This window comes from Variovorax sp. 01N425 (assembly GCF_056399465.1).
The window spans coordinates 1-24,907 of sequence record NZ_JBFTRJ010000028.1 but is presented as its reverse complement, the minus strand read 5'-3'; the positions used below and the strand labels follow the sequence as shown (position 1 = coordinate 24,907).

At 68.7% G+C, this 24,907-nt stretch carries 22 protein-coding genes; 10 read left to right on the top strand and 12 right to left on the bottom strand.

The genetic code is table 11. The features are described from left to right. Positions 1–71: 71 nt before the first annotated feature. Positions 72–1,916, bottom strand: a complete 1,845-nt coding sequence (locus AC1DSC_RS31140) for a potassium transporter Kup (RefSeq protein WP_012747616.1) — start codon at positions 1,914–1,916, stop codon at positions 72–74. A 204-nt stretch (positions 1,917–2,120) separates the two neighbouring features. Between AC1DSC_RS31140 and hpnC the strand changes: the two genes are divergently transcribed. From hpnC to AC1DSC_RS31115, 5 genes are read left to right on the top strand one after another with little or no spacing between them, the layout of a single operon-like run. After that, on the top strand, positions 2,121–2,978 hold the full coding sequence (gene hpnC, locus AC1DSC_RS31135) for a squalene synthase HpnC (RefSeq protein ID WP_012747615.1): 858 nt from the start codon (positions 2,121–2,123) through the stop codon (positions 2,976–2,978). Beyond that, entirely contained in the window at positions 2,975–3,814 is an 840-nt protein-coding gene (gene hpnD, locus AC1DSC_RS31130) for a presqualene diphosphate synthase HpnD (protein WP_012747614.1), read from the top strand. Before hpnC ends, hpnD begins: the two co-directional genes overlap by 4 nt. After that, positions 3,811–5,070: a hydroxysqualene dehydroxylase HpnE gene (gene hpnE / locus AC1DSC_RS31125; RefSeq protein WP_041945508.1), complete on the top strand. Its 1,260-nt coding sequence runs from the start codon at positions 3,811–3,813 to the stop codon at positions 5,068–5,070. The genes hpnD and hpnE overlap by 4 nt, the downstream gene beginning before the upstream one ends. Beyond that, complete coding sequence (locus AC1DSC_RS31120; protein WP_012747612.1) at positions 5,067–5,369, top strand: hypothetical protein; 303 nt, start codon at positions 5,067–5,069, stop codon at positions 5,367–5,369. Before hpnE ends, AC1DSC_RS31120 begins: the two co-directional genes overlap by 4 nt. Positions 5,370–5,397: 28 nt before the next feature. After that, entirely contained in the window at positions 5,398–5,703 is a 306-nt protein-coding gene (locus AC1DSC_RS31115) for an NIPSNAP family protein (RefSeq protein WP_012747611.1), read from the top strand. Between the two features lies 1 nt (position 5,704). Here the strand turns inward: AC1DSC_RS31115 and AC1DSC_RS31110 are convergent, their stop codons facing one another. Further along, entirely contained in the window at positions 5,705–6,436 is a 732-nt protein-coding gene (locus tag AC1DSC_RS31110; protein WP_012747610.1) for an HAD family hydrolase, read from the bottom strand. Positions 6,437–6,451: 15 nt separating this feature from the next. Between AC1DSC_RS31110 and hemH the strand changes: the two genes are divergently transcribed. After that, a complete protein-coding gene (gene hemH / locus AC1DSC_RS31105) occupies positions 6,452–7,516 on the top strand; it encodes a ferrochelatase (RefSeq protein ID WP_012747534.1) in 1,065 nt (354 codons plus the stop codon). Here hemH and AC1DSC_RS31100 read toward each other — a convergent pair. The 10 genes from AC1DSC_RS31100 to AC1DSC_RS31055 form a co-directional block, all read right to left on the bottom strand. Beyond that, positions 7,498–8,004, bottom strand: coding sequence for a DUF1993 domain-containing protein (locus tag AC1DSC_RS31100; RefSeq protein WP_012747533.1), 507 nt, complete (start codon positions 8,002–8,004; stop codon positions 7,498–7,500). The two genes, hemH and AC1DSC_RS31100, sit on opposite strands and share 19 nt — an antisense overlap. A gap of 53 nt (positions 8,005–8,057) precedes the next feature. Beyond that, a complete protein-coding gene (locus AC1DSC_RS31095) occupies positions 8,058–8,945 on the bottom strand; it encodes an alpha/beta fold hydrolase (RefSeq protein ID WP_012747532.1) in 888 nt (295 codons plus the stop codon). Continuing rightward, positions 8,942–10,009: a branched-chain amino acid ABC transporter permease gene (locus AC1DSC_RS31090; RefSeq protein ID WP_012747531.1), complete on the bottom strand. Its 1,068-nt coding sequence runs from the start codon at positions 10,007–10,009 to the stop codon at positions 8,942–8,944. Before AC1DSC_RS31090 ends, AC1DSC_RS31095 begins: the two co-directional genes overlap by 4 nt. A gap of 16 nt (positions 10,010–10,025) precedes the next feature. Continuing rightward, entirely contained in the window at positions 10,026–11,009 is a 984-nt protein-coding gene (locus AC1DSC_RS31085; protein ID WP_012747530.1) for a branched-chain amino acid ABC transporter permease, read from the bottom strand. A 154-nt stretch (positions 11,010–11,163) separates the two neighbouring features. Further along, positions 11,164–11,892 (bottom strand): ABC transporter ATP-binding protein, encoded by a 729-nt coding sequence (locus AC1DSC_RS31080; protein WP_012747529.1) that lies wholly within the window; start codon positions 11,890–11,892, stop codon positions 11,164–11,166. Between the two features lie 139 nt (positions 11,893–12,031). Next, positions 12,032–12,799, bottom strand: coding sequence for an ABC transporter ATP-binding protein (locus AC1DSC_RS31075; protein WP_012747527.1), 768 nt, complete (start codon positions 12,797–12,799; stop codon positions 12,032–12,034). A gap of 40 nt (positions 12,800–12,839) precedes the next feature. Then, a complete protein-coding gene (locus tag AC1DSC_RS31070) occupies positions 12,840–14,297 on the bottom strand; it encodes an extracellular catalytic domain type 2 short-chain-length polyhydroxyalkanoate depolymerase (RefSeq protein ID WP_012747526.1) in 1,458 nt (485 codons plus the stop codon). 132 nt (positions 14,298–14,429) lie between these two features. Further along, entirely contained in the window at positions 14,430–15,623 is a 1,194-nt protein-coding gene (locus AC1DSC_RS31065) for a substrate-binding domain-containing protein (protein ID WP_012747525.1), read from the bottom strand. A gap of 144 nt (positions 15,624–15,767) precedes the next feature. Then, entirely contained in the window at positions 15,768–16,043 is a 276-nt protein-coding gene (locus tag AC1DSC_RS31060) for a hypothetical protein (protein WP_041945495.1), read from the bottom strand. Between the two features lie 46 nt (positions 16,044–16,089). Next, a complete protein-coding gene (locus AC1DSC_RS31055; protein ID WP_012747524.1) occupies positions 16,090–17,634 on the bottom strand; it encodes a sigma-54-dependent Fis family transcriptional regulator in 1,545 nt (514 codons plus the stop codon). 170 nt (positions 17,635–17,804) lie between these two features. Between AC1DSC_RS31055 and AC1DSC_RS31050 the strand changes: the two genes are divergently transcribed. Genes AC1DSC_RS31050 through AC1DSC_RS31035 form a run of 4 tightly spaced genes read left to right on the top strand, consistent with a single transcriptional unit; the run spans position 17,805 to position 24,356 of the window. Continuing rightward, positions 17,805–18,527, top strand: a complete 723-nt coding sequence (locus AC1DSC_RS31050) for a CerR family C-terminal domain-containing protein (RefSeq protein ID WP_012747523.1) — start codon at positions 17,805–17,807, stop codon at positions 18,525–18,527. Continuing rightward, on the top strand, positions 18,524–20,020 hold the full coding sequence (locus AC1DSC_RS31045) for an efflux transporter outer membrane subunit (protein ID WP_012747522.1): 1,497 nt from the start codon (positions 18,524–18,526) through the stop codon (positions 20,018–20,020). Before AC1DSC_RS31050 ends, AC1DSC_RS31045 begins: the two co-directional genes overlap by 4 nt. After that, entirely contained in the window at positions 20,017–21,249 is a 1,233-nt protein-coding gene (locus AC1DSC_RS31040) for an efflux RND transporter periplasmic adaptor subunit (protein WP_012747521.1), read from the top strand. Before AC1DSC_RS31045 ends, AC1DSC_RS31040 begins: the two co-directional genes overlap by 4 nt. Beyond that, positions 21,246–24,356 carry an efflux RND transporter permease subunit gene (locus AC1DSC_RS31035; RefSeq protein ID WP_012747520.1) on the top strand — a complete coding sequence of 1,037 codons (3,111 nt, stop codon included), beginning with the start codon at positions 21,246–21,248 and terminating at the stop codon, positions 24,354–24,356. The genes AC1DSC_RS31040 and AC1DSC_RS31035 overlap by 4 nt, the downstream gene beginning before the upstream one ends. Positions 24,357–24,907 lie beyond the last annotated feature (551 nt).

Here is a 24,907-nt window from a genome sequence, read left to right as displayed (position 1 = left end):
GGTCATTACTGACCCACTGGTTAGTAATTTAGGGTAAACCTCAGGGACTGTCAATCGAGATTCGGGGGTTGTCAGGTCCTCTGCCCCATTTCGACCAGCCGGTTGTCCGGCAGCTCGAAATAGTCGGACGCCCGGCCCGCGTTGCGCTGCAGCCAGCCGAAGAGCGCGCGGCGCACGGGGTTCATGCCGGGCAGGTGCTCCTCCCCCACCGAGGCGCGCGAGACGAAGTAGGAGGTGGTCATCGAATCGATGGCCAGCGTCTTCTGGTAGGCCAGGATGCGGATGAACTCGGGCACGTCGGGCCGCTCCATGAAGCCGTGGCGCGCCGTGACCACCCAGATGCCGTCCATCAGCTGCTCGGCCTCGATGCGCTGCCGCGCGTCCACGCGCGGCGTGTCGCAGGCCAGCACCCGCAGCACGATCACCTGCTCGTGCAGCACCTGGTTGTGCTTGAGGTTGTGCAGCAGCGCGTGGGGCACGGCGGTGGCATCGGCGTTCAGGAATACGGCCGTGCCGCGCACGCGGTGCGGCATGTGGAGCGCCAGCGATTCGACGAAGGACTTGAGCGGCAGGCTTTCGGCCGCGGCCGCCTCCAGGCCCAGCCGGCGCCCCTTGGCCCAGGTGGTGAACAGCAGCATCACGGCCGCCGCCACCGCCAGCGTGAGCCAACCCCCTTCGGCGATCTTGAGGCTGTTGGCAAGCACGAAGGCCAGGTCCACGGCGGCGAAAGCCACCACCCCCACGACCACTGCCACCCTGTTCCACCGCCACAGCCCCCAGGCCACGACGCCCGCCAGCAGCGTGGTGGTCACCATCGTGATCGACACCGCGATGCCGTAGGCCGCCGACAGCGCCCCCGAGCTGCGAAAGCCCAGCACCAGCAGCAGCACGCCCGTCATCAGCATCCAGTTGACGACCGGCACGTAGATCTGGCCGATGGCCGAGCCCGAGGTCTGCACCACGCGCATGCGCGGCAGGTAGCCCATGCGCATGGCGTGGGCGGTGAGCGAGAACGCGCCCGAGATCACGGCCTGGGACGCGATGACGGTCGCCATCGCGGCCAGCACCACCATCGGCACCACGCCCCATGGAGGAAAGAGCCGGAAGAAGGGGTTGTCGACCGCCGCCGGCTGCGCCAGCACCAGCGCGCCCTGGCCGAAGTAGTTCAGCACCAGCCCGGGCAGCGCGATGAAGAGCCAGGCGAGGCGGATCGAGCGCGCGCCGAAATGGCCCATGTCGGCATACAGCGCCTCGCCGCCGGTAAAGGCAAGAAAGACCGCGCCCAGCACCGCCAGCGACTGCAGCCGGTGCTCGGCCAGGAAAGCGACAGCCCGGCGCGGATCGAGCCCCGCCAGCACCTGCGGATGCTGCAGCACCTGCCAGCCGCCCGCCAGGGCCAGCACCAGGAACCACAGCAGCATGACGGGCCCGAACACCTTGCCCACCGCGCCGGTGCCCTTGCGCTGCACCGCGAAGAGCCCGAGCAGGATCAGGATGGTGATCGGGATCACCACGCGCTGCAGCACCGGCGCCTGCACCTCCAGCCCCTCAACCGCCGACAGCACCGAGATGGCCGGCGTGATCAGGCTGTCGCCATAGAACATGGCCGCGCCGACCAGGCCGAGCCCCGCAATGACGTTCAACACCCAGGGCCGGGTCCGCGGGCCCGCCACCGCATTGCGCGCGAGCGCCTGCAGCGCCAGGATGCCGCCTTCGCCGTCGTGGTCGGCGCGCAGCACGAACACCACGTACTTGAGCGTGACCACGAACATCAGGCCCCAGAAGATCAGCGAGAGCAGGCCCAGCACCGCATCGGGCGTGAACGCCACGCCGTGCTCGGGATTGAGCGTTTCCTTGAAGGCGTAGAGCGGCGAGGTGCCGATGTCGCCGAAAACCACCCCCAGCGCCGCGATCATCAGGCCCGGCCCCGCCGCATGTGGCGCCTCGCCTGGCGCTGGACTCGGGACGGCGGGAGCCTGCGTGGGTGCATTCATGAATGAGAAGGAAGTGAGATGTTGGCGACGCCGCGAGCATAGTCCGCGCCGCGTGTCGCGGACAATCGCGGCGTGCCTGCACCACCCCATATTGCCGCGCCGCCGGCGCATTACGAGAATTTCCCCGTGGCCTCCTGGCTGTGCCCGCCGCATCTGCGGCCGCCGATTGCCGCGATCTACCATTTCGCGCGCACCGCGGACGACATCGCGGATGAAGGCGACGCCTCGCCCGGCCAGCGGCTGGCCGATCTTCGCGCCTACCGCGAGGAGCTGGCAGCCGCCGCGCACGGAGAGGTGGCGCCCTCCTCGCGCTGGCCCCAGGTGTTCGGCCCGCTCGCACACAGCATCGCGCAGTTCAAGCTTCCCGAACAACTGCTCGCCGACCTGCTGAGCGCCTTCATGCAGGACATCGAGAAGACCCGCGACGGCGGAACCTACGCCGACCGCGCCGAACTGCTCGACTACTGCCGCCGCTCCGCCAACCCGGTCGGCCGCCTGCTGCTGCATCTGTATGGCGTGAACGATGCGCAGGCGCTGGCGCAAAGCGACGCCATCTGCAGCGCGCTGCAACTCATCAATTTCTGGCAGGACCCGAGCGTGGACCTGCCGCGCGGCCGCTTCTACCCGCCGCTGGCCGATTGCGCACGGCGCGGCCTCACGCGCGAGAGCTTCAAGGTCTTCATGCCGCTGGCCGGCGCGCCGCCGCCGCAGGAAGCCATCAACCTGATCGCCGTCGAAAGCGCCTGGGCGCGGGAGCTGATGGCCGAAGGCGCGCCGCTGGTCCATCGCCTGCCGGGCCGCGCCGGCTGGGAGCTGCGCTTCGTCGTGCAGGGCGGTTTGCGCATTCTCGACAAGATCGAGGACCTGGGCTTCGACACCTTTTCGCAGCGCCCGAAAATAGGCAAGGCCGACGCTCCGCTGCTGGCCTGGCGCGCCCTTCGGATGCGGAGACAATTGCGGCCCATGAAAGCGCCCCTCCGATGACTCCCGAGCAATACGTACAGGACAAGGCCGCCGCCTCGGGCAGCAGTTTCTATTACGCCTTTCTGTTCCTTCCCAAGCCGCGGCGCGCCGCGATCACGGCCTTCTATGCCTTCTGCCGCGAGATCGACGACGTGGTCGACGAGGTCAGCGACCCCGGCGTGGCCGCGACCAAGCTCGCCTGGTGGCGCACCGAGGTGGCGCAGTCCTTTGCGGGACCGCCGCGCCACCCCGTGATGCAGGCGCTGGTGCCGCATGCCGCCACCTACGGCATCGAGCCCGCCCAGCTCAACGAGGTGATCGACGGCTGCCAGATGGACCTCGAGCAGACCCGCTACCTCGACTTTCCCGGCCTCGCGCGCTACTGCCACCTGGTGGCCGGCGTGGTGGGCGAAGTCGCTGCGCGCATCTTCGGCCAGACCGACCCGCAGACCACCGCCTATGCGCACAAGCTCGGGCTGGCGCTGCAGCTCACCAACATCATTCGCGACGTTGGCGAGGACGCGCTGCGCGGCCGCATCTACCTGCCCGTGAACGAACTGCAGAAATTCGACGTCAAGGCGCACGAGATCCTGAACCGCGTGCATTCGGAGCGCTTCGTCGCGCTCATGAAGTTCCAGGCCGAGCGCGCGCATGCGGCATACGACGAAGCCCTCGCCCTGCTGCCCGCCCCCGACCGCCGCGCCCAGAAGCCCGGCCTCATGATGGCCAGCATCTACCGCACGCTGCTGCGCGAGATCGAGCGCGACAACTTCCAGGTGCTGAACCAGCGCGTGAGCCTGACGCCGGTGCGCAAGTTCTGGCTGGCGTGGAAGGTTCAAGCCTTGGGGCGCATTTGAGAACAGCCATCGTGGGTGCCGGCTGGGCCGGCCTCGCCTGCGCCGTCGAAGCCACGCGGCTCGGCCATGCCGTGACGCTTTATGAAGCGGCGCACATGGCGGGCGGGCGCGCGCGGCGGGTCGACCACATGCACGGGCTGGTGCTCGACAACGGGCAGCACATCCTGATCGGCGCCTACGCCGCAACGCTCAGGCTGATGCGCGAAGTGGGCATCGATGCCGGCCAGGCGCTGCTGCGGCTGCCGCTCTCGCTGCGCTTTGCCGATGGCGGCGGCCTGAAGCTGCCGCGGCTGCCTGCACCGCTCGACCTGCTGGCCGGCATCTTCACGGCGCGTGGCTGGACGTGGCGGGACAAGTCCACGCTGCTGCGCACCGCCGTGCAATGGCGCCTCACCGGATTCCGCTGCGCCGCCGGCACCACCGTGGCCGCGCTCTGCACCGGCCTCACGCCGCGCGTGATGGAGGAGCTGATCGAGCCGCTGTGCGTGTCCGCCCTCAACACGCCGGTCGACCAGTCGAGCGGCGAGGTGTTCCTGCGCGTGCTGCACGACGCCCTCTTCAGCGGCAGCGGCGGCGCGGACCTGCTGCTGCCGCGCGTCGACCTGGGCGCGCTCTTTCCCGACGCGGCCCTGGCGTGGCTTGCGCAGCACGACGCAACGCTGCGCATCGGCACGCGCGTGCACGCCATCTCGCCCGAGGGCGCGGCATGGCGAGTCGACGGCGAGCGCTTCGACCACGTCGTTCTGGCGTGTGCGCCCTGGGACGCGGCTCGGCTCGTGCGCGCGTCCGGCGCGGCGGCGCAGCGCTGGTGCGAAAGCACCGAGGCGCTGCGCTTCGAGGCCATTGCCACGGTCTATGTGCGCGGCGCCTCGCCGCTTGCGGAGCCGATGCTGGCGCTGCGCAGCCATCCCGCCACCGCGCCGGCCCAGTTCGTGTTCGATCGCGGCCAGCTCGGCGGACCCGAAGGCGTGCTCGCCATGGTGGTGAGCGCGAACGAGACGCCGCGCGAAACGCTGGAGCAGCAGGCGCTTGCGCAAGCCGCCGTGCAGCTCGGCCAGGCGGCGCTGCACATCGTGCAGACCGTGGTCGAAAAGCGCGCCACCTTCGCCTGCACGCCTGCGCTCGCACGGCCGCCGATGCGCATCGCACCCGGCCTGCACGCCTGCGGCGACTACACCGAAGGCCCCTACCCTGCGACACTCGAAGGCGCGGTCCTGAGCGGACTGGCTGCCGCCAAGGCATCGACAACACCATGACCGAACTGCGCTACCTGGATTTCGACTACAGCGAAGACACCGAGGGCCACGGCACCTTCGATGCCATGGCCTCGACCGCGCCTGCAAGAACGCACGAAGTGCTGGCCGAGATCGCCCAGGTGCTGGCCTGGGCCGATGCCACCTTTCCCGATGCGCGCGGCGCGCTCGACGACGGGGCGGCCTGGGACTTCGACCTGCAGCAGACCCGCGAGGCGCCGGAGCTGGACACGGTGACCTTCTCGCTCAGCGGCACGCCAGATTTCTGCGCCGCGCTGCGCGCGCACTTCGGCCTGGACTGAGGCCTTCCCTGTTCCCACGGAAAGAACCATGGTCACCTGCTACCTGCGCTACATCGTCGATCCCTACAAGCTCAAGGAATTCGAGCACTACGGCAAGCTGTGGATTCCGCTGGTCGAGAAGTTCGGCGGCCAGCACCATGGCTACTTCCTGCCGTCGGAAGGCGCGAACAACGTGGCGCTCGCGATGTTCAGCTTTCCGAGCCTGGCCGCCTACGAGCAGTACCGCGCCGATTCGATGCAGGACGCCGACTGCCAGGCTGCCTTCAGGTACGCCGAGGACACCCGGTGCATCCTGAGCTACGAGCGCAGCTTCTTCCGGCCGGTCTTTTCGTAGTTCAGGCGCCGAGCGCCACGCACAGCGCGTGCAGGTTCGGCACGATCAGCTGGGGCCGCGCGCCATGCACCCACGGGCGCTCGTCGCGCACCAGCCAGGCCGCCTGCATGCCGGCGTTGAGCGCGCCGACCACGTCGAGCTCGGCGTCGTCGCCCACGTGCAGCACGTCCTTGGGCAACAGGCCGACCGATGCGGCCGCGGCGCGGAAGATCGGCGCATGCGGCTTGCCGCTGCCGAAGGCGCGCGCGTTGAACGCGGTGCGGAACCATCGGCCGACGCCGGTCTGGTGGATGTCCGCATTGCCGTTCGACACCGCCACCAGCGGATAGCGCTCGCTGAGCCACTTGAGGGCCGGCAGCGCGTCTTCGTAGAGCGTCACGCGCTGGCGTTCGGCAAAGAAGGCATCGAAGGCCGGATCGGCCAGCGCCGGGTCTTCGCCCGCGTGCCTGAGTGCCGCGCGGATCGACTCGCGGCGCAACGCACTCAGGTCGTGCGCCAGGTCGGAGCGCTCCTTGGCGGTGGCTTCGCGCAGCTCGCGCAAGACGCCCGGCGTCAGCAGCAGCGAGGCGGTCTTGGGTGCCTCGCGCAGCAGCCATTGCTGCAGCACGGTCTCGGCGCGCTCGATGGTCGGCCAGATCGGCCAGAGGGTGTCGTCCAGGTCGAGCGAGATCGCCGAGATGCGCTTGATGTCGAGGGGCGCGGCGCTTGCCGGCGCCGTGGAAGCGGAGGTCATGCCCGAGAATATCGCATGCCTCAAGACAACGGGAACCGCGGTTCCATCGACCCCCAGCGCGCCATCGAACGCACCGCCATCCTCTGGTGCAACCTGGGCTCGCCCGATGCCCCGACCGCGGCCGCCGTGCGGCCCTACCTGGCGGAGTTTCTCGGCGATCCGCGCGTGGTCGAGATTCCCAGGCTGCTCTGGGCGCTGATCCTGCACGGCATCATCCTGCGCGTGCGGCCCGCCAAATCGGCCGCCAAGTACGCGAGCATCTGGATGGCCGAGGGTTCGCCGCTGAAGGTGTGGACCCGCAAGCAGGCCACGCTGCTCGCCGGCTGGCTCGGCGAGCGCGGCCACCGCGTGGCGGTGCAGGACGCCATGCGCTACGCCAGCCCGTCGATCGCTTCGCGGCTCGATGCGCTGCAGGCCGAAGGCGCCACGCGCGTGCTGGTGCTGCAGGCCTATCCACAGTATTCGGCCACCACCACGGCCAGCGTGATCGATGCGGTGAACGACTGGGGCCGCGGCCAGCGCCGCATCCCGGAGTTCCGCTTCGTCAACCAGTACCACGACGATCCGGCCTACATCGAGGCACTGGCACTCGGCATCGAAGCGCACTGGAAGCGCGAGGGCCGCGGCGAGCTGCTGCTGATGAGCTTCCACGGCATTCCGGTGCGCAACATCGCGCTTGGCGATCCCTACCAGGCCCAGTGCCTCGAAACCGCGCGCCTGCTCGCGGCGCGGCTGGGCCTTGCGGCGACGGGATACCGCGTCACCTTCCAGTCGCGTTTCGGCCGCGCCAAGTGGCTCGAGCCCTACACCGAGCCGACCCTGCGCGAGCTCGGCGCAAGCGGCGTGAAGCGTGTCGACGTGGTCTGCCCAGGCTTTCCGGCCGACTGCCTCGAGACGCTCGAAGAAATTGCCATGGAGGGCCGTGAAGCCTTCCTGCATGCGGGCGGCCAGACCTTCAGCTACATCCCCTGCCTCAATGACAGCCCGGCATGGATCACCGCGCTGGGGGGCATTGCCGAGCGCAACCTGGCGGGCTGGCCCACCCGGCCCGCCGCCAGCGCTCAGAGCTTGCCCAGATAGTCCATCTTGCCGATCGGCATGCCCTTGTGGCGCAGCACGTCGTAGGCGGTGGTCACATGGAAGAAGAAGTTGGGCAGCGCGAACTGCAGCAGGTAGCGCTGCGCGGTGAAATGCGCCTCGCCCTCGCGCGTCTTGATGGTCACGGCGCGCTCCTCCTGGCCATCGACCAGCGTGCGTTCCACGGTCGCGAGGAACTCCTGCGTCTTCGCGATGCGGGCCAGCAGATCGTCGTAGGTCTTTTCCTCGTCGGGAAAGCTCGGCGCCGTGATGCCCGCGATGCGCGCCACGCCGAGCTTCGCGGCATCGCTCGCGCGCTGGATCTGGCCGGCCAGCGTGAGCATGTCCGGTGCCAGCCTCGCGTCCACCAGCGTGGCCGGATCGATGTCGTTGGCCCTGGCGTGCGCCAGGCTCTTCTCGAGCAGGTGGGTCAGCTGGCCGAGTCCGCGGGAGAAGACCGGCACGGAAAGGTCGTACATCGAAAGCGCCATGGCGTGGATCCTTGTGGTTGGAAATCGGCGGCGATTGTCTCGCCGACGCGCGCCTAGCGGCCGGCGGACCGGATAAACCCTTCGATCAGCTGCAGTTGTTCGGGCACGTTGAGCGCGGGTGCGTGGCCGCACCCCTGGATTTCGACCACCTTCAGCAGTCCGGCGGCGCCCGGCCCCCGCTGCTGCATCTGCTGTGTCACCTCGGGCAGCACCAGGTCCGACTCGGCACCGCGCAGGCACAGCACCGGCGCCTCGATCACGTCGTAGTGCGGCCAGATCAGGTAGTCGTTGTCGTGCGCGCTGAACTGCCGGACCATCGCCGGGTCGTAATGCGGCGTCACGCGGCCGTCGGGCAGGCGGCGCGTGGAGCTTTCGGTCAGGCGGCGCCACTGCGCATCGCTGAGCCAGCCATAGGGCTTGTAGACCGTGCGGAAGAACGCCTCCAGCTCGGCCACCGTGCCGAAGGCGGGCGGCTCGCCGGCATAGGCGCGGATGCGCTCGATGGCCGCCTGCGCGAGCTGCGGCGCGTTGTCGTTGAGCGTGAGGCTCGCAATGCGCGCCTTCATGCGCGGCTCGAACAGGCCCGACGCGCAGACCGTGCCGATGGCGCCGCCCATCGAGGTGCCGACCCAATGCACGCGGTCCAGCCGCAACTCGTCGCACAGCGCACCGGCCATGCGCGCATAGAACGAGAGCTGGTACTCCTCGTCGGGCAGCGGGCTCCACTGGCTCAGGCCCCGGCCGATGGTGTCGGGGCAGATCACGCGGAAGCCGCGCGCGGCAAAGTGCTGCGCCAGCTCGTCCATGTCGCGGCAGGTGCGCGCAAGGCCGTGCCAGGCAATGACGACCGGCGCGTCCGGTGCGCCCCAGTCGAGCCAATGGATCTCGCGGTCCGCGAGCTGCGCGTAGTGGGAAGACGGAACCGGAAGATCGCTGCTCATCGCGCGGCCCTCGCCCGAAGCTTGCCGACGATGCCGGTCGGAAAGTAATAGACCGAGAGCACGAACAGCACGCCCAGCCACAGCAGCCAGCGGTCGGGCGACAACAACGCCGCGAGCCATGGCAGCCCGCTCGCGGCCTCGCTGCCCACGCGCAGCAGGTCCTGCAGGTAACTCTGCGCCACCACGAACAGCACCGCGCCAATGGCCGCGCCGTAGATCGTGCCCATGCCGCCGATCACCACGATCAGCAGCACGTCGATCATGATCTCGAAGCTCAGCGAGGTGTCGGGCCCGTTGTAGCGCAGCCAGATCGCGAGCATGGCGCCGGCCAGCGTGGCAAAGAGTGCCGATAGCACGGCCGCCGTGGTGCGGTACACCACCACGCGGTAGCCGATGGCCTCGGCGCGGAATTCGTTCTCGCGGATGGCCTGCAGCACGCGGCCGAAGGGCGAATTCACGATGCGCAGCAGCGCGAGCACCAGCACCACCGCAGCCACGAAGAGCAGGTAGTAGCACAGCAGCCGGCCATCGAGCGAGACGCCGAGGAAAGGGTCTTCGGAGAACTCGAAGCTCGGCGAGATCAGCTCGGGCAGCTTGAAGGTCAGGCCGTCCTCGCCGCCGGTGAAGTCCGACAGCTGCGAGGCCAGCGTCTGGAAGGCCGAGGCCACCGCCAGCGTGATCATCGCGAAGAAGATCGCGCGCACCCTGAGCGAGAACAGCCCGATGGCGAACGAGAGCACCAGCGAGACCGCGAGCGATGCCGCGAGCCCGAGCAGCACCGCGCCCCAATTGGGCCCGAGCCGCGACGCCGAGATGGCAATGCCATAGGCGCCGATGCCGAAGAACATGGTGTGCGCGAAGCTCACGATGCCGGTGTAGCCCAGGAGCAGGTCGAAGCTCGCGACCAGCACCACGAACACCAGGACCTTGGCCGCCACGCTGAGCGCCTTCACGCCCGGGAAGATGAACGGCGCCAACGCCAGCGCGATGAACAGCGCCACCAGCAGCAGCGCCAGCAGGCGGCTTCGGGGCATGTCGTTGGAGAGAAGTCGTTTCAGGAACATGGCAGCTTCTTCTTTCTCAACGATTCGCCACCGGGTACACGCCCTGCGGGCGCCACAGCAGCACCGCCACCATCAGCAGGATGCTCGCGAACTGCGTGAGCGTGGGCAGCAGGAAGCCGATGTAGTTGGTCATGAGCCCCACCAGCAGCGCGCCAATGAGCGCGCCGCCCGTCGAGCCGAGCCCGCCGATGATGATCACGATGAAGATCAGCACGTTGACCTGCGCGCCCATCTGCGGCACCAGGTTCTGCTGGAACAGCCCCCACATCACGCCGCCCAGGCCCGCCAGCGCACTGCCCACCACGAATACGCCGACGAACAGCCGGCCGATGCGGTAGCCCAGCGACTCGACCATCTCGCGGTCCTGCACGCCGGCGCGGATCAGGAGGCCGATCTTGGTGCGCGCGAGCGTCCATGCGAGCAGCCCGAACACCACCACGCCCACCGCCACCGCGAGCAGCCGGTACTTGCTGATGGCCGCGTCCGCCACGAACAGCGAGCCGCGCAGCGCCTCGGGCAGCGGCAGCGGGATTTGCGCCGGGCCCCAGATCACCTTGATGAGCTCCTCGCCGATGATCATGCCGCCCATGGTGATGAGGATCTGCTTCAGGTGCTGGCCGTACACCGGCCGCACGATGAAGCGCTCGAACGCAAGGCCGACCGCGCTGGCCACCACCATGGCGACCAGCATCGCGGGGAACACGGCAACGAGGTTGCGCCACAGCTCGCCCGAACCGGTCCAGTCGCCCATCAGGCCGAGCACGCTGCTGGCCACGAAGGCGCCGAGCGCAATGAACACGCCGTGGCCGAAGTTGAGCACGTCCATCAGCCCGAACACCAGCGTGAGGCCCGAGGCGATGATGAAGATGATCATGCCCATCGCCAGCCCCGCGACCGTGAGCGTGAGCCAGGTCGAGAACGAGCCCGTGAGCGGCAGCGCGGCCAGCGCGAGGATCGGGGCGAGAAGCAGCGGCTTCCAGTCGAAGTCGAGTGCTTTCATTTCTGCGCTTTCCTTTCTTGCTCCCTCTCCCTCCGGGAGAGGGTTGGGGTGAGGGCCAGCAGCACCGATGTGAGGGCATGGCCTTTGCGCAGGCCGCCTGCCCTCACCCTGGCCCTCTCCCGCAAGCGGGAGAGGGGACAAGACATCGAATACGTCATAGCGCGAGACCCAATAAAGATTGCTGCAATTGCGCGTCCGCGGAAAACGCCGCCATCGAGCCGCTGTGCACCACGCGGCCGTTGTCCATCACCGCGACGTTGTCGCCCAGGCGCTGGGCGAAGTTGATGTTCTGCTCCACCAGCAGGATCGTCACGCCGCTGGCCTTGAGCTCGGCGAAGGCGTCGATCATGTTGTTGATCATCACGGGCGCCAGGCCCTTGCTGGGCTCGTCGATCAGCAGCAGCTCGCGCGGCTCGACGATCGCGCGCGACACCGCGAGCATCTGCTTCTGCCCGCCCGAGAGCTTGCCGGCCGGATGGTTCCAGAACTTCTCCACCGCGGGAAAGAGCTTGAAGATCCACTTGAGGCGCGTGTCGTCGATCTGCGCCGCGTTCTTGGCCCCGCGCGCGGCCAGCAGCATGTTCTCCTTCACCGTGAGGTCGGAGAAGATGCCCATGTTCTCGGGCACGTAGGCAATGCCGAGTTCGGCGATCTGCGGCGTGTGCATCGCAGCGATGTCCTTGTCGCCAAAGCGCACCCGGCCCTCTGACGCATGCCACAGGCCCATGATGGTCCGAAGCGTGGTCGTCTTGCCCGCGCCGTTGCGGCCCAGCAGCATGGTGAGCTGGCCGCGCGGCACCGCCAGGTCGACGCCGTGGAGGATGTGGTACGCCCCGATGTGCGTGTGCACGCCTTCGAGGGTCAGCAGGTTCTGAGTGCTCATCGGTCTTGCTCCTTCCCCTTCCGGGGGAAGGTTGGGATGGGGGCGAGCGGCGCTTGGAAGGCGGCGGCGGTGTCAGGGCCGCGAGCCCCCACCCCTGCCCTCCCCCGGGAGGGGAGGGAGAAATTCGTCAGGGCTGTCTTCATGCCGCAGCCTCCTTCGCAATGCCCAGGTAGGCTTCCTGCACCACCGGCGAGGCAATCACCTCCGCCGGTTCGCCATCCGCCACCAGCGTGCCGTTGTGCAGCACGATGATGCGGTCCGCGAGTTCGCGCACCACGTCCATCTTGTGTTCGACCAGGAGAATGGTCTTGGTCTTGTCCTGCTTGAGCCTGCGGATCAGGTCCAGGATGACCGGCGCCTCGGCCGCGTTCATGCCGGCCGTGGGCTCGTCGAACATGAAGACCTTGGGTTCGAGCGCCATCAGCAGCGCCACCTCGAGCTTGCGCTGGTCGCCGTGCGGCAGGCTCGCCACCGTCGCGTGCTCGCGCGACTTCAGCGCCACGTCCGCGAGGATCTGGTCGGCGCGCTCGGTCAGTGCCTTGTGGTCGCTCCAGATGCTCCAGAGGTTGAGGCCGCGCCGGTGCGCGCCCTCCCGCGTGGCCTGCACCGCGAGGCGCACGTTCTCCAGCACCGTGAGGTTCGGGAACAGGTTGGTGAGCTGGAAGGCCCGCCCCAGCCCCGCGTGCGTGCGCGCTGACGGCGACAGGCCCGACAGCAGCTGCCCGTCGAGCGACACCGTGCCCGCGCTCGCCTTGAGCTGGCCCGAGATCAGGTTGAAGTAGGTGGTCTTGCCCGCGCCGTTGGGGCCGACGATGGCCGTCAGCGTGCCCGGCGCGAAGGCGCAGCTCACGCCGTTGACGGCCACGTGCCCGCCGAAGCGGATGGTCAGGTCTTTGGTCTCAAGCATCGTGGGTCATGGCAAATAAGAAAGGTAGTGCGGATCGGCCTCAGCAGGTGCCGATCACGTAGTAGTTGGGCCCGGTCTGCTTGAGCGTGGTGGTCACGTAGACGTTCCACAGGCCCATCGACTGGCCCGAGCCATAGGCATAGGTAAGGCCCCACAGCGCGTAGGCGCGGCCCGCCACGGTGTGCGCGTAGTTGCTGGCGGTGTAGCAGGTTCCGCCGCCACCGCTGCCAGCGAGCGTGGTGCCCGTGGCCGCGGCCGACATCGCGCCTTGCGCATTGCCGGCGTCCAGCGCCGCCACGGTCCAGCTGTAGGTGGTGGACGGGGCCAGGCCGGTGTCGGTGTAGTTGGTGCCGGCCACCGGCGCCGCGTTGACCTTGCTGCCGCCGCGGTAGACGTTGTAGCCGCTCGCACCCGTGACGCCGGCCCAGCCGATCACCATGCTGCTGCTGGTCGCGCCCGAGGTGCCCACGCCGGTGGGCGCGGGCAGCGACGAGCCGCCGCCGGAGCCGGTCACGCGGTCGACCATGGCCTTGAGCGCCGCCATCTGCGGGCCCGACTTCTTTGCGTAGTTCGCGTTGTCGTAGCCCCACCAGTCCCAGCAGCTGTTGGTGGCGCCGGTGCTGGTCTGCGGGTAGATCAGCACGATGTTGTTGGTGTCGGCCCAGCGGTTGTAGCCGGTCTTCTTCACGTACTGGTCGCCCACGTCGGTGTAGTTCTGCTTGCAGCCATGCAGCACCAGGTGCACGCGGCATGACGCGGTGGTGCAGGCCTGCGGCACGTAGATCCAGCCGGTGGCCGCCACGCCGTGGCCGGTGATGAATTCCGACTGGTTGAACTCGGTGAAGCTGCCGCCCAGCGTGCCGTTGTTGCGCGGGTTCAGCGGACCGTAGAGCTGCGTGAGGATCTCGCCCGCCAGGTCGAAGCCGCAGTTGTTGATGTAGGGCGCGGCGGTGGTGCCGCAGGCGCCGCCGTAGTCGTCGGTGACCATCGCGTGGCCGGCGCCGATGTTGTTCCTGTAGACCGTGTTGGCCGCGGGCACGAAGCTCTGGTAGTAGGTCTTGAGGTCGTCCATCACCGCGGTCTTGACGGTGTTGTCCGAAGTGCCCGAGAACAGGTACACCTTCGAGCTCGCCATGTTCGACACCGGGTCGATCGCGCCACTGGCGGCCCAGCTGTTGGTGGTGCTGACCAGTGTCGACACCGGAATGCTGCTGCCGTGCGCCATGCAGCGGCCGGTGGCGTTGAGCACCGAGCCCTCTGCGCAGTAGTACGGCCCGCCGGCCACCACGCCGGCACCGCGCTTGAAGGTGGCCGAATAGGCCACGTGCAATTGCACGGCCATGAAGCCGCCCGCCGACAGGCCGGACACGCTCACCTCCGCCGGGTTGGCGCCGAGCGACGGCAATGGCACCGCCGCCGTCGCGGCCTGCCCTGCCGCCATCGTGATCGCCGCAGCCGCGGCCCATCCCTTCCAGTTTTTCCATCGCATCGCTGCCATCGCTGTCTCCTTCTGTTGCAGGTCTATCGAACGCTTGCTGGATTGCTGACGAATCGGCCGCTGGGCGCGCAGGCTGGCGCTTCGCCCGGCGGCCATGCCGGGGCGAATTCGCACGAATTGAAAGGGCGAGCCCTACCTCTTGTTCTTGATGGGAATGTCCATCTCTTCAGGCTTGATCTCGCGCACGAGCTCCGGCACGCCCCAGGCGAAGGCCGGGTCGGCCTTGATCTTGAAGTGGTACATCGACTGCATCGCCTGGTGGTCTTCCTTGCGGAAGGTCATCTTGCCCTTGGGCGTGTCGAAGCTCATGCCTTCCATGGCGCCGATGAGCTTGTTGGTGCCGGTGTCGCCGCCCGTCTTCTTGAGCGCTGTGACCACCGCCATTGCGGCCGAGAAGCCGCCGGCCGTGAAGAAGTCCGGCGGTGCCTTGAACTGCTTGTAGTGCGCGGCCACCAGCGCCTCGTTGACGGGGTTCTTCGGGATGCCGAAGTAGTAGTACGTAGCGCCTTCCATGCCCGGGAAACGCTTGTACGCAGTCATGGCGGGCAGAATATTGCCGCCCGTGGCCACGTCGATGTTGTAGCGCTTCTTCAGCTCGGCATCGGCCAGCGCGTTGAAAGGGGTGGTGGCGCCCGCCCACACCACGGCGATCACCTTGCGGCCGGGCTTGTCCTTCAGCGCATCGACCATGCGCTGAATGCCCGCGGTGAAGTCGGTTGTGGCTGGCGGCAGATATTCCTCGTGGACGATCTTGGTCTTCTTCAGCGCGTCCTTGAATGCCTTCACGCCATCGCGGCCAAAGGCCCAGTCCTGCGCCAGCATGACCATGGAGATGTCGCTCGCGTCGGCGGCCACCGCGTTGCTGATCGCGTCCTGGCTCGAATTGCGTCCGGTGCGGAAGATGTACTTGTTCCACTTGTCGCCGGTGATCGAGTCGGCCACCGCGGGCTCCACGACCAGGATCTTCTTGTATTCCTCGGCCACCGGCAGCATGGCCAGCGCCACGCCCGAAGCCGTGGGGCCCACGGCCAGCGCGGCCTTGTCGTCGGAGTACGCGGCGGCGAGCAGCGACTTGCCCAGGTCGGGCTTGCCCTGGTCGTCCTTCTCGATGACCACGAGCTTCTTGCCGTTGACCATCATCGTGCCGCCGGTGGCGTAGTCCAGGCCCATCATCAGGCCGGTCTGGGTCTGCTTGCCGTAGGCCTCGAGCGGACCGGTCTTGCTGTAGATGTGGGCGATGCGGATTTCGTTGGACTGGGCCCAGGCGGGGGCTGCGGCGGCGCCGGCGGCGAGTGCAGCCAGGGCGACGAGGTGGCGACGGTTCATTCTGTGTCTCCTGAAATAGGTGACTGAATATTGCACACTTCGTGCCATCTGCTAACCCCTTGATACCAAACGCTTCTTCATTGGGAAGATGCGCCTTTCGACTGAATTCAGAACACTTGGAGTGTATGAATTTCAATCAACTGTCTATTTATCGGTCAGGGTTTTCTCGGAGGCCTGGCGCGCCGCGATCCAGCTCTGGAACTGGCGTTCGGCCTGCATGCGGAACTCGTTGCGCGCATGGTTGCAGGCGGCATGCGCGAGCCGGCGGTGCTTCTGCGATCGCACGCCGCCGAGCGTCGAATCGACCAGGTGCTCGATGGTCGCGGACTCGGGCCTGCCGTGCGGCTCGTCGAAGTCCATGGCCAGGCCGCACCAATGGCAGTTGGGGCCGAAGGTGGAACGCAGGGCACGCACGCTCACGGGTTCGCTCGCTCCGGGCCGATGCGGCGCGCGAGGCTCGGCGGCTTCACGCCGGCCGCTCCTGGTTCGTCATGCGCTCGTAGAGCGTGGCGCGCGAAATGCCGAGCAGCCTCGACGTGGCCAGCTTGTTGCCGCCGGTGGCCGTGAGCGCCGCGGCAATCGCCTTGCGCTCCAGCTCGGCCACCTGCTGCGCGAGCGGCCGCAGCAGCAGCGCCTCTTCGTCGGCGTCGTGCGCGCTCTGCAGCGTGGCGGGCAATTCGATCTGCTCCAGCCCGGCTTCGCGCAGGATGCGCTCGAGCTGCGCGGCGTCGATGCGCTGCGAGTCGCTGCGCATCGTGACCTGCTCCAGCACGTTGCGCAGCTCGCGGATGTTGCCGCGCCAGTGCTGGCCGGCCAGCAGCGCGAGCGCATCGGGCGTGAGCTCGGGCGGCGCTTCGCCGCTGCGCAGCGCCATGTCTTCGCCCAGCGCTTCGACCAGCGCCGGAATGTCGCTGCGCCGCTCGCGCAGCGGCGGCACGCGCAAGGGCAGCACGTTGAGGCGGTAGTACAGGTCTTCGCGGAACTGGCCGCGGCGCACCAGCTCGGGCAGGTCGCGCGAGGTGGCGGCGATCACGCGCGCATCGAAGGGCACCAGCTTGTTGGAGCCGAGCGGCTCGATCTCGCCCTCCTGCAATGCGCGCAGCAGCTTGGCCTGCAGGCCGAGCGGCATGTCGCCGATCTCGTCGAGGAACAGGCTGCCGCCGTCGGCCAGCTTGAACTTGCCCTCGCGCCCTCGCCTGTCGGCGCCGGTGAAGGCACCCGGCGCGAAGCCGAAGAACTCGGCCTCCAGCAAGGTGTCCGGCACGGCCGCGATGTTGACGCTGACGAACTGCCCCTTGGCCCGCGCCGAGGCCGCATGGATGGCATGTGCGAGCAGTTCCTTGCCGGTGCCCGTTTCGCCCAGCAGCAGCACCGGGCTCGCGGACTGCGCGGCGCGCCGCGCATGGCGCTTGACCTCCACCGCGGCCGGGCTGCTGCCGATGAAGCTGGCAAAGGTGTACTTGGAGCGGCGCTGCCCGTCGGCGGCGTGCTGGTAGAGCGGGTTGTTGCGCTGGGTGGCGAGCTCGCGCCGCGCGTCGTCGAGGTCGCGCTGCAGCAGCGCGAACTTGCTGATGAGCGGCTGCAGCGTGGTCTCGGGCTGGTCGAACAGCACGATGCCGATGGCGCCGATGACTTCTCCCGCCCGCCCCGCGCGCCCGTCGCTTTCGGCGCGCAGCGGGATGCGGCTGACCACGAAGGTGCCCGCCTTGTTGTCGAGCAGGTCGACCAGGATCGGCTCGCCGGTCTCGAGCACGCGCCGCATCTGCGTGTTGGGAATGACGTCCTCGACCATGTGTCCGAGGAACTGGTCGATCGAGGAAAAGCCCAGCGCCGGCAGGAAGCGGCGATAGCCTTCGTTGACCCACACGATGCGCCCGCTGCGGTCCACCAGGAACATGCCCTGGCTGATGCTCGAGAACAGATGGAACATCGAGCGCGCGGCCAGCGCAAGGATGCCTTCGGCATCCAGAGGCAGGGCGGGCGATGCGGCGGCGGGCGGAACGGCGGACATGGGCGGATCGTAGCGCGCCTCATTCGGCCGCTCGCCGGGGCCGCTTGCGGCGGCATCGATGCGGCCGGCGGAAATGCGTCAAAAGCACATTCGCCGCCCATGCGAAGAAAGCCCTCATCCCGCCATAAGTAAATCAAACGTTTGATTTGCTGCATGGTCTAATCGCCGGCATGAGCGCCTCCGCCCTGCAAGCACTTTCCGCCCGCGCACCGCGCAGCGACGGCGTCGAAGCACGCCAGCGCCTGCTCTACGCCGCCCTCGCGCTGTTCGCCGCCAATGGCTTCGCCAAGACCTCGACCCGCGAGATCGCGCGCGCCGCGGGCGTGAACATCTCGGCCATCAGCTACTACTTCGGCGACAAGGCCGGGCTGTATGCCGCCACCTTCGGCGAGCCGATGGGCGGCAATGCGGGCGATTTCATCTCGCTCTATGCCGCGCCCGAGCTGCCGCTGGAAGAGGCGCTGCAGATCTTCTTCACGCGCATGATCGAGCCGCTCAAGCAGGGAGAGATCGTGCGCCAGTGCATCCAGCTGCACCTGCGCGAAATGCTCGAGCCGACCAGCCAGTGGGCCGAGGAGATGGAGCGCGACATCAAGGGTCCGCACAATGCCATTGCGCGCATCCTGTGCCGGCGCCTGGGCCTCGCGCGGCCCGACGACGACGTGCACCGCCTGAGCTTTGCCATCACGGGCCTGGCGATGCAGCTTTTCGTGAGCCAGGACCTCGTCGAGGCGATACGCCCCTCCCTGCTGAACACGCCGCGCAGCGTGGACACCTGGGCGCAGCGCCTCACGGGCTATGCCGTTGCACTGGTCGAGGCCGAAGCCCTGCGCCGCCAAACCGCCGCCAAGCCCGCGGCCGCGCCCGCCCGTTCCGGGAGAAAGAAGACATGAGACGACTCCGATCGATTGCCGCCCTTGGCCTGGCGCTGGGCCTGGGTCTCGGCCTTGCGGGCTGCGGCCTGACGCGTCCGCCGGCCGCGGTCGAGGCGCCCTTCCCGGCCCAATGGCATGCACCGCTGCCGCACGGCGGTTCGCTGGCATCGTTGGCCGACTGGTGGCGCCAGCTGGACGATCCGCTGCTGGTCGAGCTGATTGCCGCGGCCGAGGCCGCAAGCCCCAATCTCGCCAGCGCCGCGGCGCGCGTGGCCGAGGCGCGTTCGACGCGCGTGCAGGCCGGCGCGGCGCTGCTGCCCAACCTGGACGCTACGGCATCAGCCAGCCGCGGCGTCTCGGGCTCCTCCTTCGGCTCGGGGGGCGCGGCTTCCTCGTCCAGCAGCAGCACGGCTGCCATCGCGCCGCTGACCACGCTACAGGCCGGCCTGCAGTCCAAATGGGAAATCGACCTGTTCGGCCGCCTGCGTGCCGACCGCGATTCGGCCGAGCAGAAGCTGAGCAGCGCCACCGCCAAGTGGCACGAGGCCCGCGTGGCCGTCGCGGCCGAAACGGCCAACGCGTACTTCGCCGAACGTGCCTGCCAGCAGCAGCTGCGCGTGTCCGAGTCCGACGCCAAGTCGCGCGGCGAAACCGCACGCCTCACCGACCTGTCGGCGCGCGCCGGTTTCACCGCGCCGGCCGATGCCGCGCTCGCACGCGCCAGCGCCTCGGACGCCTCGGGCCGCCTGACCCAGCAGCGCGCGGTGTGCGCGGTGCAGCGCAAGGCGCTGGTGGCGCTCAGCGGCATCGACGAACCCACGCTTGAACGCAAGCTCGCCGCCTCGCCCGCGCAGCGCACGCTGCCCGCGGTTGGCAGCATCGCCAGCGTGCCGGCCGAGGCGATCTCGCAGCGGCCCGACGTGTACGCAGCCGAACTCGGCGTGGCGTCGGCCAGCGCCGACGTGGGCTCCGCCGAGGCCGAGCGCTATCCCAGGCTCAGCATCTCGGGTTCGATCGGCCGCATGCAGATCCGCACCAGCGGCTTCCGCGAGTCGCTCGACACCTGGACGATCGGACCGGTGTCGCTCACCGTGCCGCTGCTCGACGGCGGTGCCCGTGCGGCCAACAGCGACGCGGCCAAGGCGCGCTACACCGAGGCCGTGTCGCTCTACCGCGCGAACGTGCGGCAGGCGGTGCGCGAGGTGGAGGAAGCGCTGGTCAACCTCGAGGCCACCGATGCGCGCGCAGCCGATGCCGATGCGGCGGTGAAGAACTACCAGGCCTCGTTCGACGCCACCCAGGCGCGCTACCAAAGCGGCCTGGCCAGCCTGTTCGAGCTCGAGGATTCACGCCGTACGCTCTTTGCCGCGCAGACCGCGCGCGTCTCGCTGCAGCGCGAGCGCACCGAAGCCTGGGTGGCGCTGTACCGCTCCATGGGCGGCGGCTGGACCCGCCCCGAATCGCCCTCAATGACTTCCAACCCGGCCGCCAAGGTCGCGACGTCGCCATGAAAAGAATCAAACGCTCCACCCTTGCCATCGCGCTGCTGGCGCTGGTCGTCATCATCGCCGCGGCCGTGTGGCTGACCCGCAAGCCCGCGAACGAAGCCGGCACGCCGGCCGCCGCCGCCAAGGGCAAGGCCGCCACGCCCGCCTCCCGGCCGACGCTGACCGTGACCGTGGCCAAACCCGAAGCCACCGAGCTGACCCTCACGCTCGCGGCCAACGGCAACGTGGCGGCCTGGCAGGAGGCCAGCGTGGGCTCCGAGTCCAGCGGCCTCCGGCTTGCCGAGGTGCGCGTGAACGTGGGCGACGTGGTCAAGAAGGGCCAGCTGCTGGCCGTGTTCTCGCCCGAGACGGTGCGCGCGGACATTGCGCAATCGCGCGCCTCGCTCGCCGAGGCCAGGGCCACCGCGGCCGATGCCGCGGGCAACGCGGCGCGCGCCCGCACGCTGCAGGCCACCGGCGCACTGAGCCAGCAGCAGATCAACCAGTACCAGACGGCCGAGCAGACCGCCAAGGCGCGCGTCGAGGCCGCCGAAGCCGTGCTCGCGGCGCAGGAAGTGCGCGGCCGCAACACGCAGGTGCTGGCGCCCGACGACGGCGTGATCTCCTCTCGCACCGCCACGGTCGGCAGCGTGGTGGCCGCCGGCACCGAGCTGTTCCGCCTGATCCGCCAGGGCCGGCTCGAATGGCGCGCCGAAGTCACCTCGGCCGAGCTCAGCCGCATTGCCGTGGGCACCACCGCCTTCGTGGTGAGCGCGAGCGGCGCGCAGGTGCGCGGCAAGGTGCGCAGCATCGCGCCCACGGTCGATCCGCAGACCCGCGCGGCGCTGGTCTATGTCGACCTGCCGAACGTGCAGCAGAACACCGGCATCAAGGCCGGCATGTTCGCGCGCGGCGAATTCGAACTGGGGCGCAGCTCCGCACCCACCGTGCCGCAGAGCTCCATCGTTCCGCGCGACGGCTTCAACAACGTCTTCGTGCTGCAGCCCGACAACCGCGTGGTGCAGTTGAAGGTGCAGACCGGCCGCCGCGTCGGCGAGCGCGTGGAGATCACCAGCGCGCTGCCCGAGGGCGCGCAGATCGTGGTGCAGGGCGCAGGCTTTTTGAACGACGGCGACCTGGTACGCGTGGTGGCGCCGCCGGCGCCGGCAGCCGCAGGCGCCCGGCCCGCCGCAGCGCCGGCCTCGGCTGCCGCGGGTGGCCAGGGCAACGGCGAAACGAGGGCACGCCCATGAACGTCTCCGCCTGGTCCATCCGCAACCCGATTCCGGCGGTGATGCTGTTCGTGCTGCTCTCCTTCGGCGGGCTGCTGTCCTTCAACGCCATGAAGGTGCAGAACTTTCCGGACATCGACCTGCCGACCGTGACGGTCTCGGCCTCGCTGCCCGGCGCCGCGCCTTCGCAGCTGGAGACCGACGTCGCGCGCAAGCTCGAGAACTCCATTGCCACGGTGCAGGGCCTCAAGCACATCACCACCAAGGTGCAGGACGGCGCCGCCACGCTGATCGTCGAGTTCCGCCTCGAGAAGCCGGTGCAGGAAGCCGTGGACGACGTGCGCTCCGCAGTGCAACGCGTGCGCGCCGACCTGCCGGCCGACGTGCGCGACCCGGTGGTCACCAAGCTCGACTTCGCGGCGCAGCCGGTGCTGGCCTTCACCATCGCCTCGTCGCGCATGGACGCCGAGGCGCTGAGCTGGTTCGTGGACAACGACATCACCAAGAAGCTGCTCGCGCTGCCCGGCGTGGGCGCAGTGAACCGCGTGGGCGGCGTCACGCGCCAGGTGCACGTCGACCTCGATCCGGCCAAGCTGCAGGCGCTGGGCGCGTCGGCGGCCGACATCTCGCGCCAGCTGCGCCAGGTGCAGACCGAAAGCGCGGGCGGCCGCATCGACCTGGGCGGCAGCGAGCAGCCGGTGCGCACCCTGGCCACCGTGCAGTCGGCCGACCAGCTGGCCGACATGCAGATCGCGCTTTCCGACGGCCGCCGCATCCGGCTCGACCAGGTGGCGCGCATCAGCGACACCATCGCCGAGCCGCGCGCCGCGGCGCTGCTCAACGGCAAGCCGGTGGTCGGCTTCGAGGTGGCGCGCAGCCGCGGCGCGAGCGAGGTCGAGGTGGGCCGCGCGATCCAGAAGGCGCTGGCCGAGCTGCGCGCGCAGCGCCCCGACATCGAGCTGACCGAGGCATTCAATTTCGTCGAGCCGGTGGAAGAAGAGTACGAAGGCTCGCTGCACCTGCTGTACGAGGGTGCGATCCTGGCCGTGATCGTGGTGTGGCTGTTCCTGCGCGACTGGCGCGCCACTTTCGTCTCGGCCGTGGCGCTGCCCATGTCCGTGATACCGGCCTTCATCGGCATGCACCTGCTGGGCTTTTCGGTCAACGTGATCTCGCTGCTCGCGCTCTCGCTGGTGGTCGGCATATTGGTGGACGATGCCATCGTGGAAGTGGAGAACATCGTGCGCCACCTGCGCATGGGCAAGTCGCCCTACGAGGCGGCCATGGAGGCGGCCGACGAGATCGGGCTGGCGGTGATCGCCACCACCTTCACGCTGATCGCGGTGTTCCTGCCCACCGCCTTCATGAGCGGCGTGGCCGGCAAGTTCTTCAAGCAGTTCGGCTGGACGGCCTCGCTGGCGGTGTTCGCTTCGCTGGTGGTGGCGCGGGTGCTCACACCGATGATGGCGGCCTACATCCTCAAGCCCGTGGTGGGCGCCGAAAAGGAGCCGCGCTGGCTCACGGCCTACATGCGCGCCGTGGAATGGAGCACGCACCACCGCTTCAAGACGATGGTGCTCGCCACCCTGTTCTTCTTCGGTTCGCTGGCGATGATTCCGCTGCTGAAGACCGGCTTCATTCCGCCCGACGACAACTCGCAGACGCAGATCTACCTGTCGCTCGCGCCCGGCTCCACGCTTGCGCAGACCACCGCGGCCGCGGAGGAAACGCGCCACCGCGTGATGAAGATCGACCATGTGCGCAGCGTCTACACCACCGTGGCCGGCGGCAGCGCGGGCGGCGATCCGTTCGCCAACTTCGGCACGCCCGAGACGCGCAAGGCCACGCTCACCATCAAGCTCGACGAGCGCGGCGACCGGCCGCGCAAGCAGGTGATCGAGAACCAGATCCGCGCCGCGCTCGAAACGCTGCCCGGCGTGCGCAGCACCGTGGGCCTGGGCGGCTCGGGCGAAAAATACATCCTCGCGCTCACGGGTGAAGACCCCGCCGCGCTGGCCAGCGCCGCCAGCGCAGTCGAGAAAGACCTGCGCACGGTGCCCGGCCTCGGCAACATCACTTCCACCGCAAGCCTGATCCGCCCCGAGATCGCCGTGCGCCCCGACTTCGCGCGCGCCGCCGACCTGGGCGTGACCAGCTCGGCCATCGCCGAGACGCTGCGCGTGGCCACGCTGGGCGACTACGACCAGGCGCTGGCCAAGCTCAACCTCGCGCAGCGGCAGGTGCCCATCGTGGTGAAGCTGGAGGACTCGGCGCGGCAGAACCTCGACCTGCTCGGCCGCCTCTCGGTGCCCGGCGCGCGCGGCCCGGTCATGCTGAGCCAGGTGGCCTCGCTCACGATGGAAGGCGGCCCCGCCGTCATCGACCGCTACGACCGCTCGCGCAACGTCAACTTCGAGATCGAGCTGTCGGGCGTGGGCCTGGGCGATGCCAAGACCGCGGTTACGGCGCTGCCCTCGATCCAGAAGCTGCCGCCCGGCGTGCGCGTGACCGAAGTGGGCGACGCCGAGGTGATGACCGAGCTGTTCAACAGCTTCGGCCTTGCGATGCTGACAGGCGTGCTGTGCATCTACATCGTGCTGGTGCTGCTGTTCAAGGACTTCCTGCATCCGGTGACGATCCTCTGCGCACTGCCGCTGGCGCTCGGCGGCGCCTTCGTGGGCCTCCTGATCGGGCAGAAGGCGCTGTCGATGCCGTCGCTGATCGGCCTGATCATGCTGATGGGCATTGCCACCAAGAACTCGATCCTGCTGGTGGAATACGCCATCGTGGCGCGCCGCGACCACGGCATGAGCCGCTGGGACGCGCTGCGCGACGCCTGCCACAAGCGCGCGCGGCCCATCATCATGACCACGCTGGCCATGGGCGCCGGCATGCTGCCGATTGCGGTGGGCCTTGGCACCGCGGATTCAAGCTTCCGCTCGCCGATGGCGATGGCGGTGATCGGCGGGTTGATCACTTCCACGGTGCTGAGCCTGCTGGTGGTGCCGGCGGTGTTCACTTATGTGGACGACATCGAGCACTGGATGCGGCGGACGGTGCGCAAGCTGCGGGGGCTGCCGGCTGATCCGCATATTGATGATGATCTGGTGGAGCGGACGGCTGGTTGATTCTTTGAGTTTTGCTTGGGGGTTGTTTTCCGGGGCCGGGTCTCGCCCCGGCGGGCGACCTACTTTTCTTTGCTTCGCCAAAGAAACGTAGGCAAAAGAAAGGCGACCCTACTGTCTGCGTCCCTCCGCTTCGCTACGGGCAACCTGCGGTGCTCGATTCCGGCGGGGGTCCGCAGAACTCGCTTCGCTCAAACAGCTGCGGCCCTGATCCCGCCTCCATCTGCGCTCCTCGGCGCATACAGAAGGGGTGGGAGCGGGCGGCCTTCGCTTCGCTCGGCCCAATACCAAGAGCCCAACTCAATACCAACCACCGCGGCGCTGCGCGCCGCAGTGGCTTGGTGGCCGAGCGAAGCAAAGGCCCGTGTGGTTCGCCCTCCCCTCTGTATGCGCCGAGGAGCGCAGCGTTTCGCGGATCAGGGCTCGCCCTTGTTTGAGCGAAGCGAGTTTGGGCGAGACCCCGCGAAACGCGAGCACCGCAGGTTGCCCGCAGCGAAGCGGAGGGTCGCAGACAGTGGGGTCGCCTTTTCTTTGGCTACTTTCTTTTGGCGAAG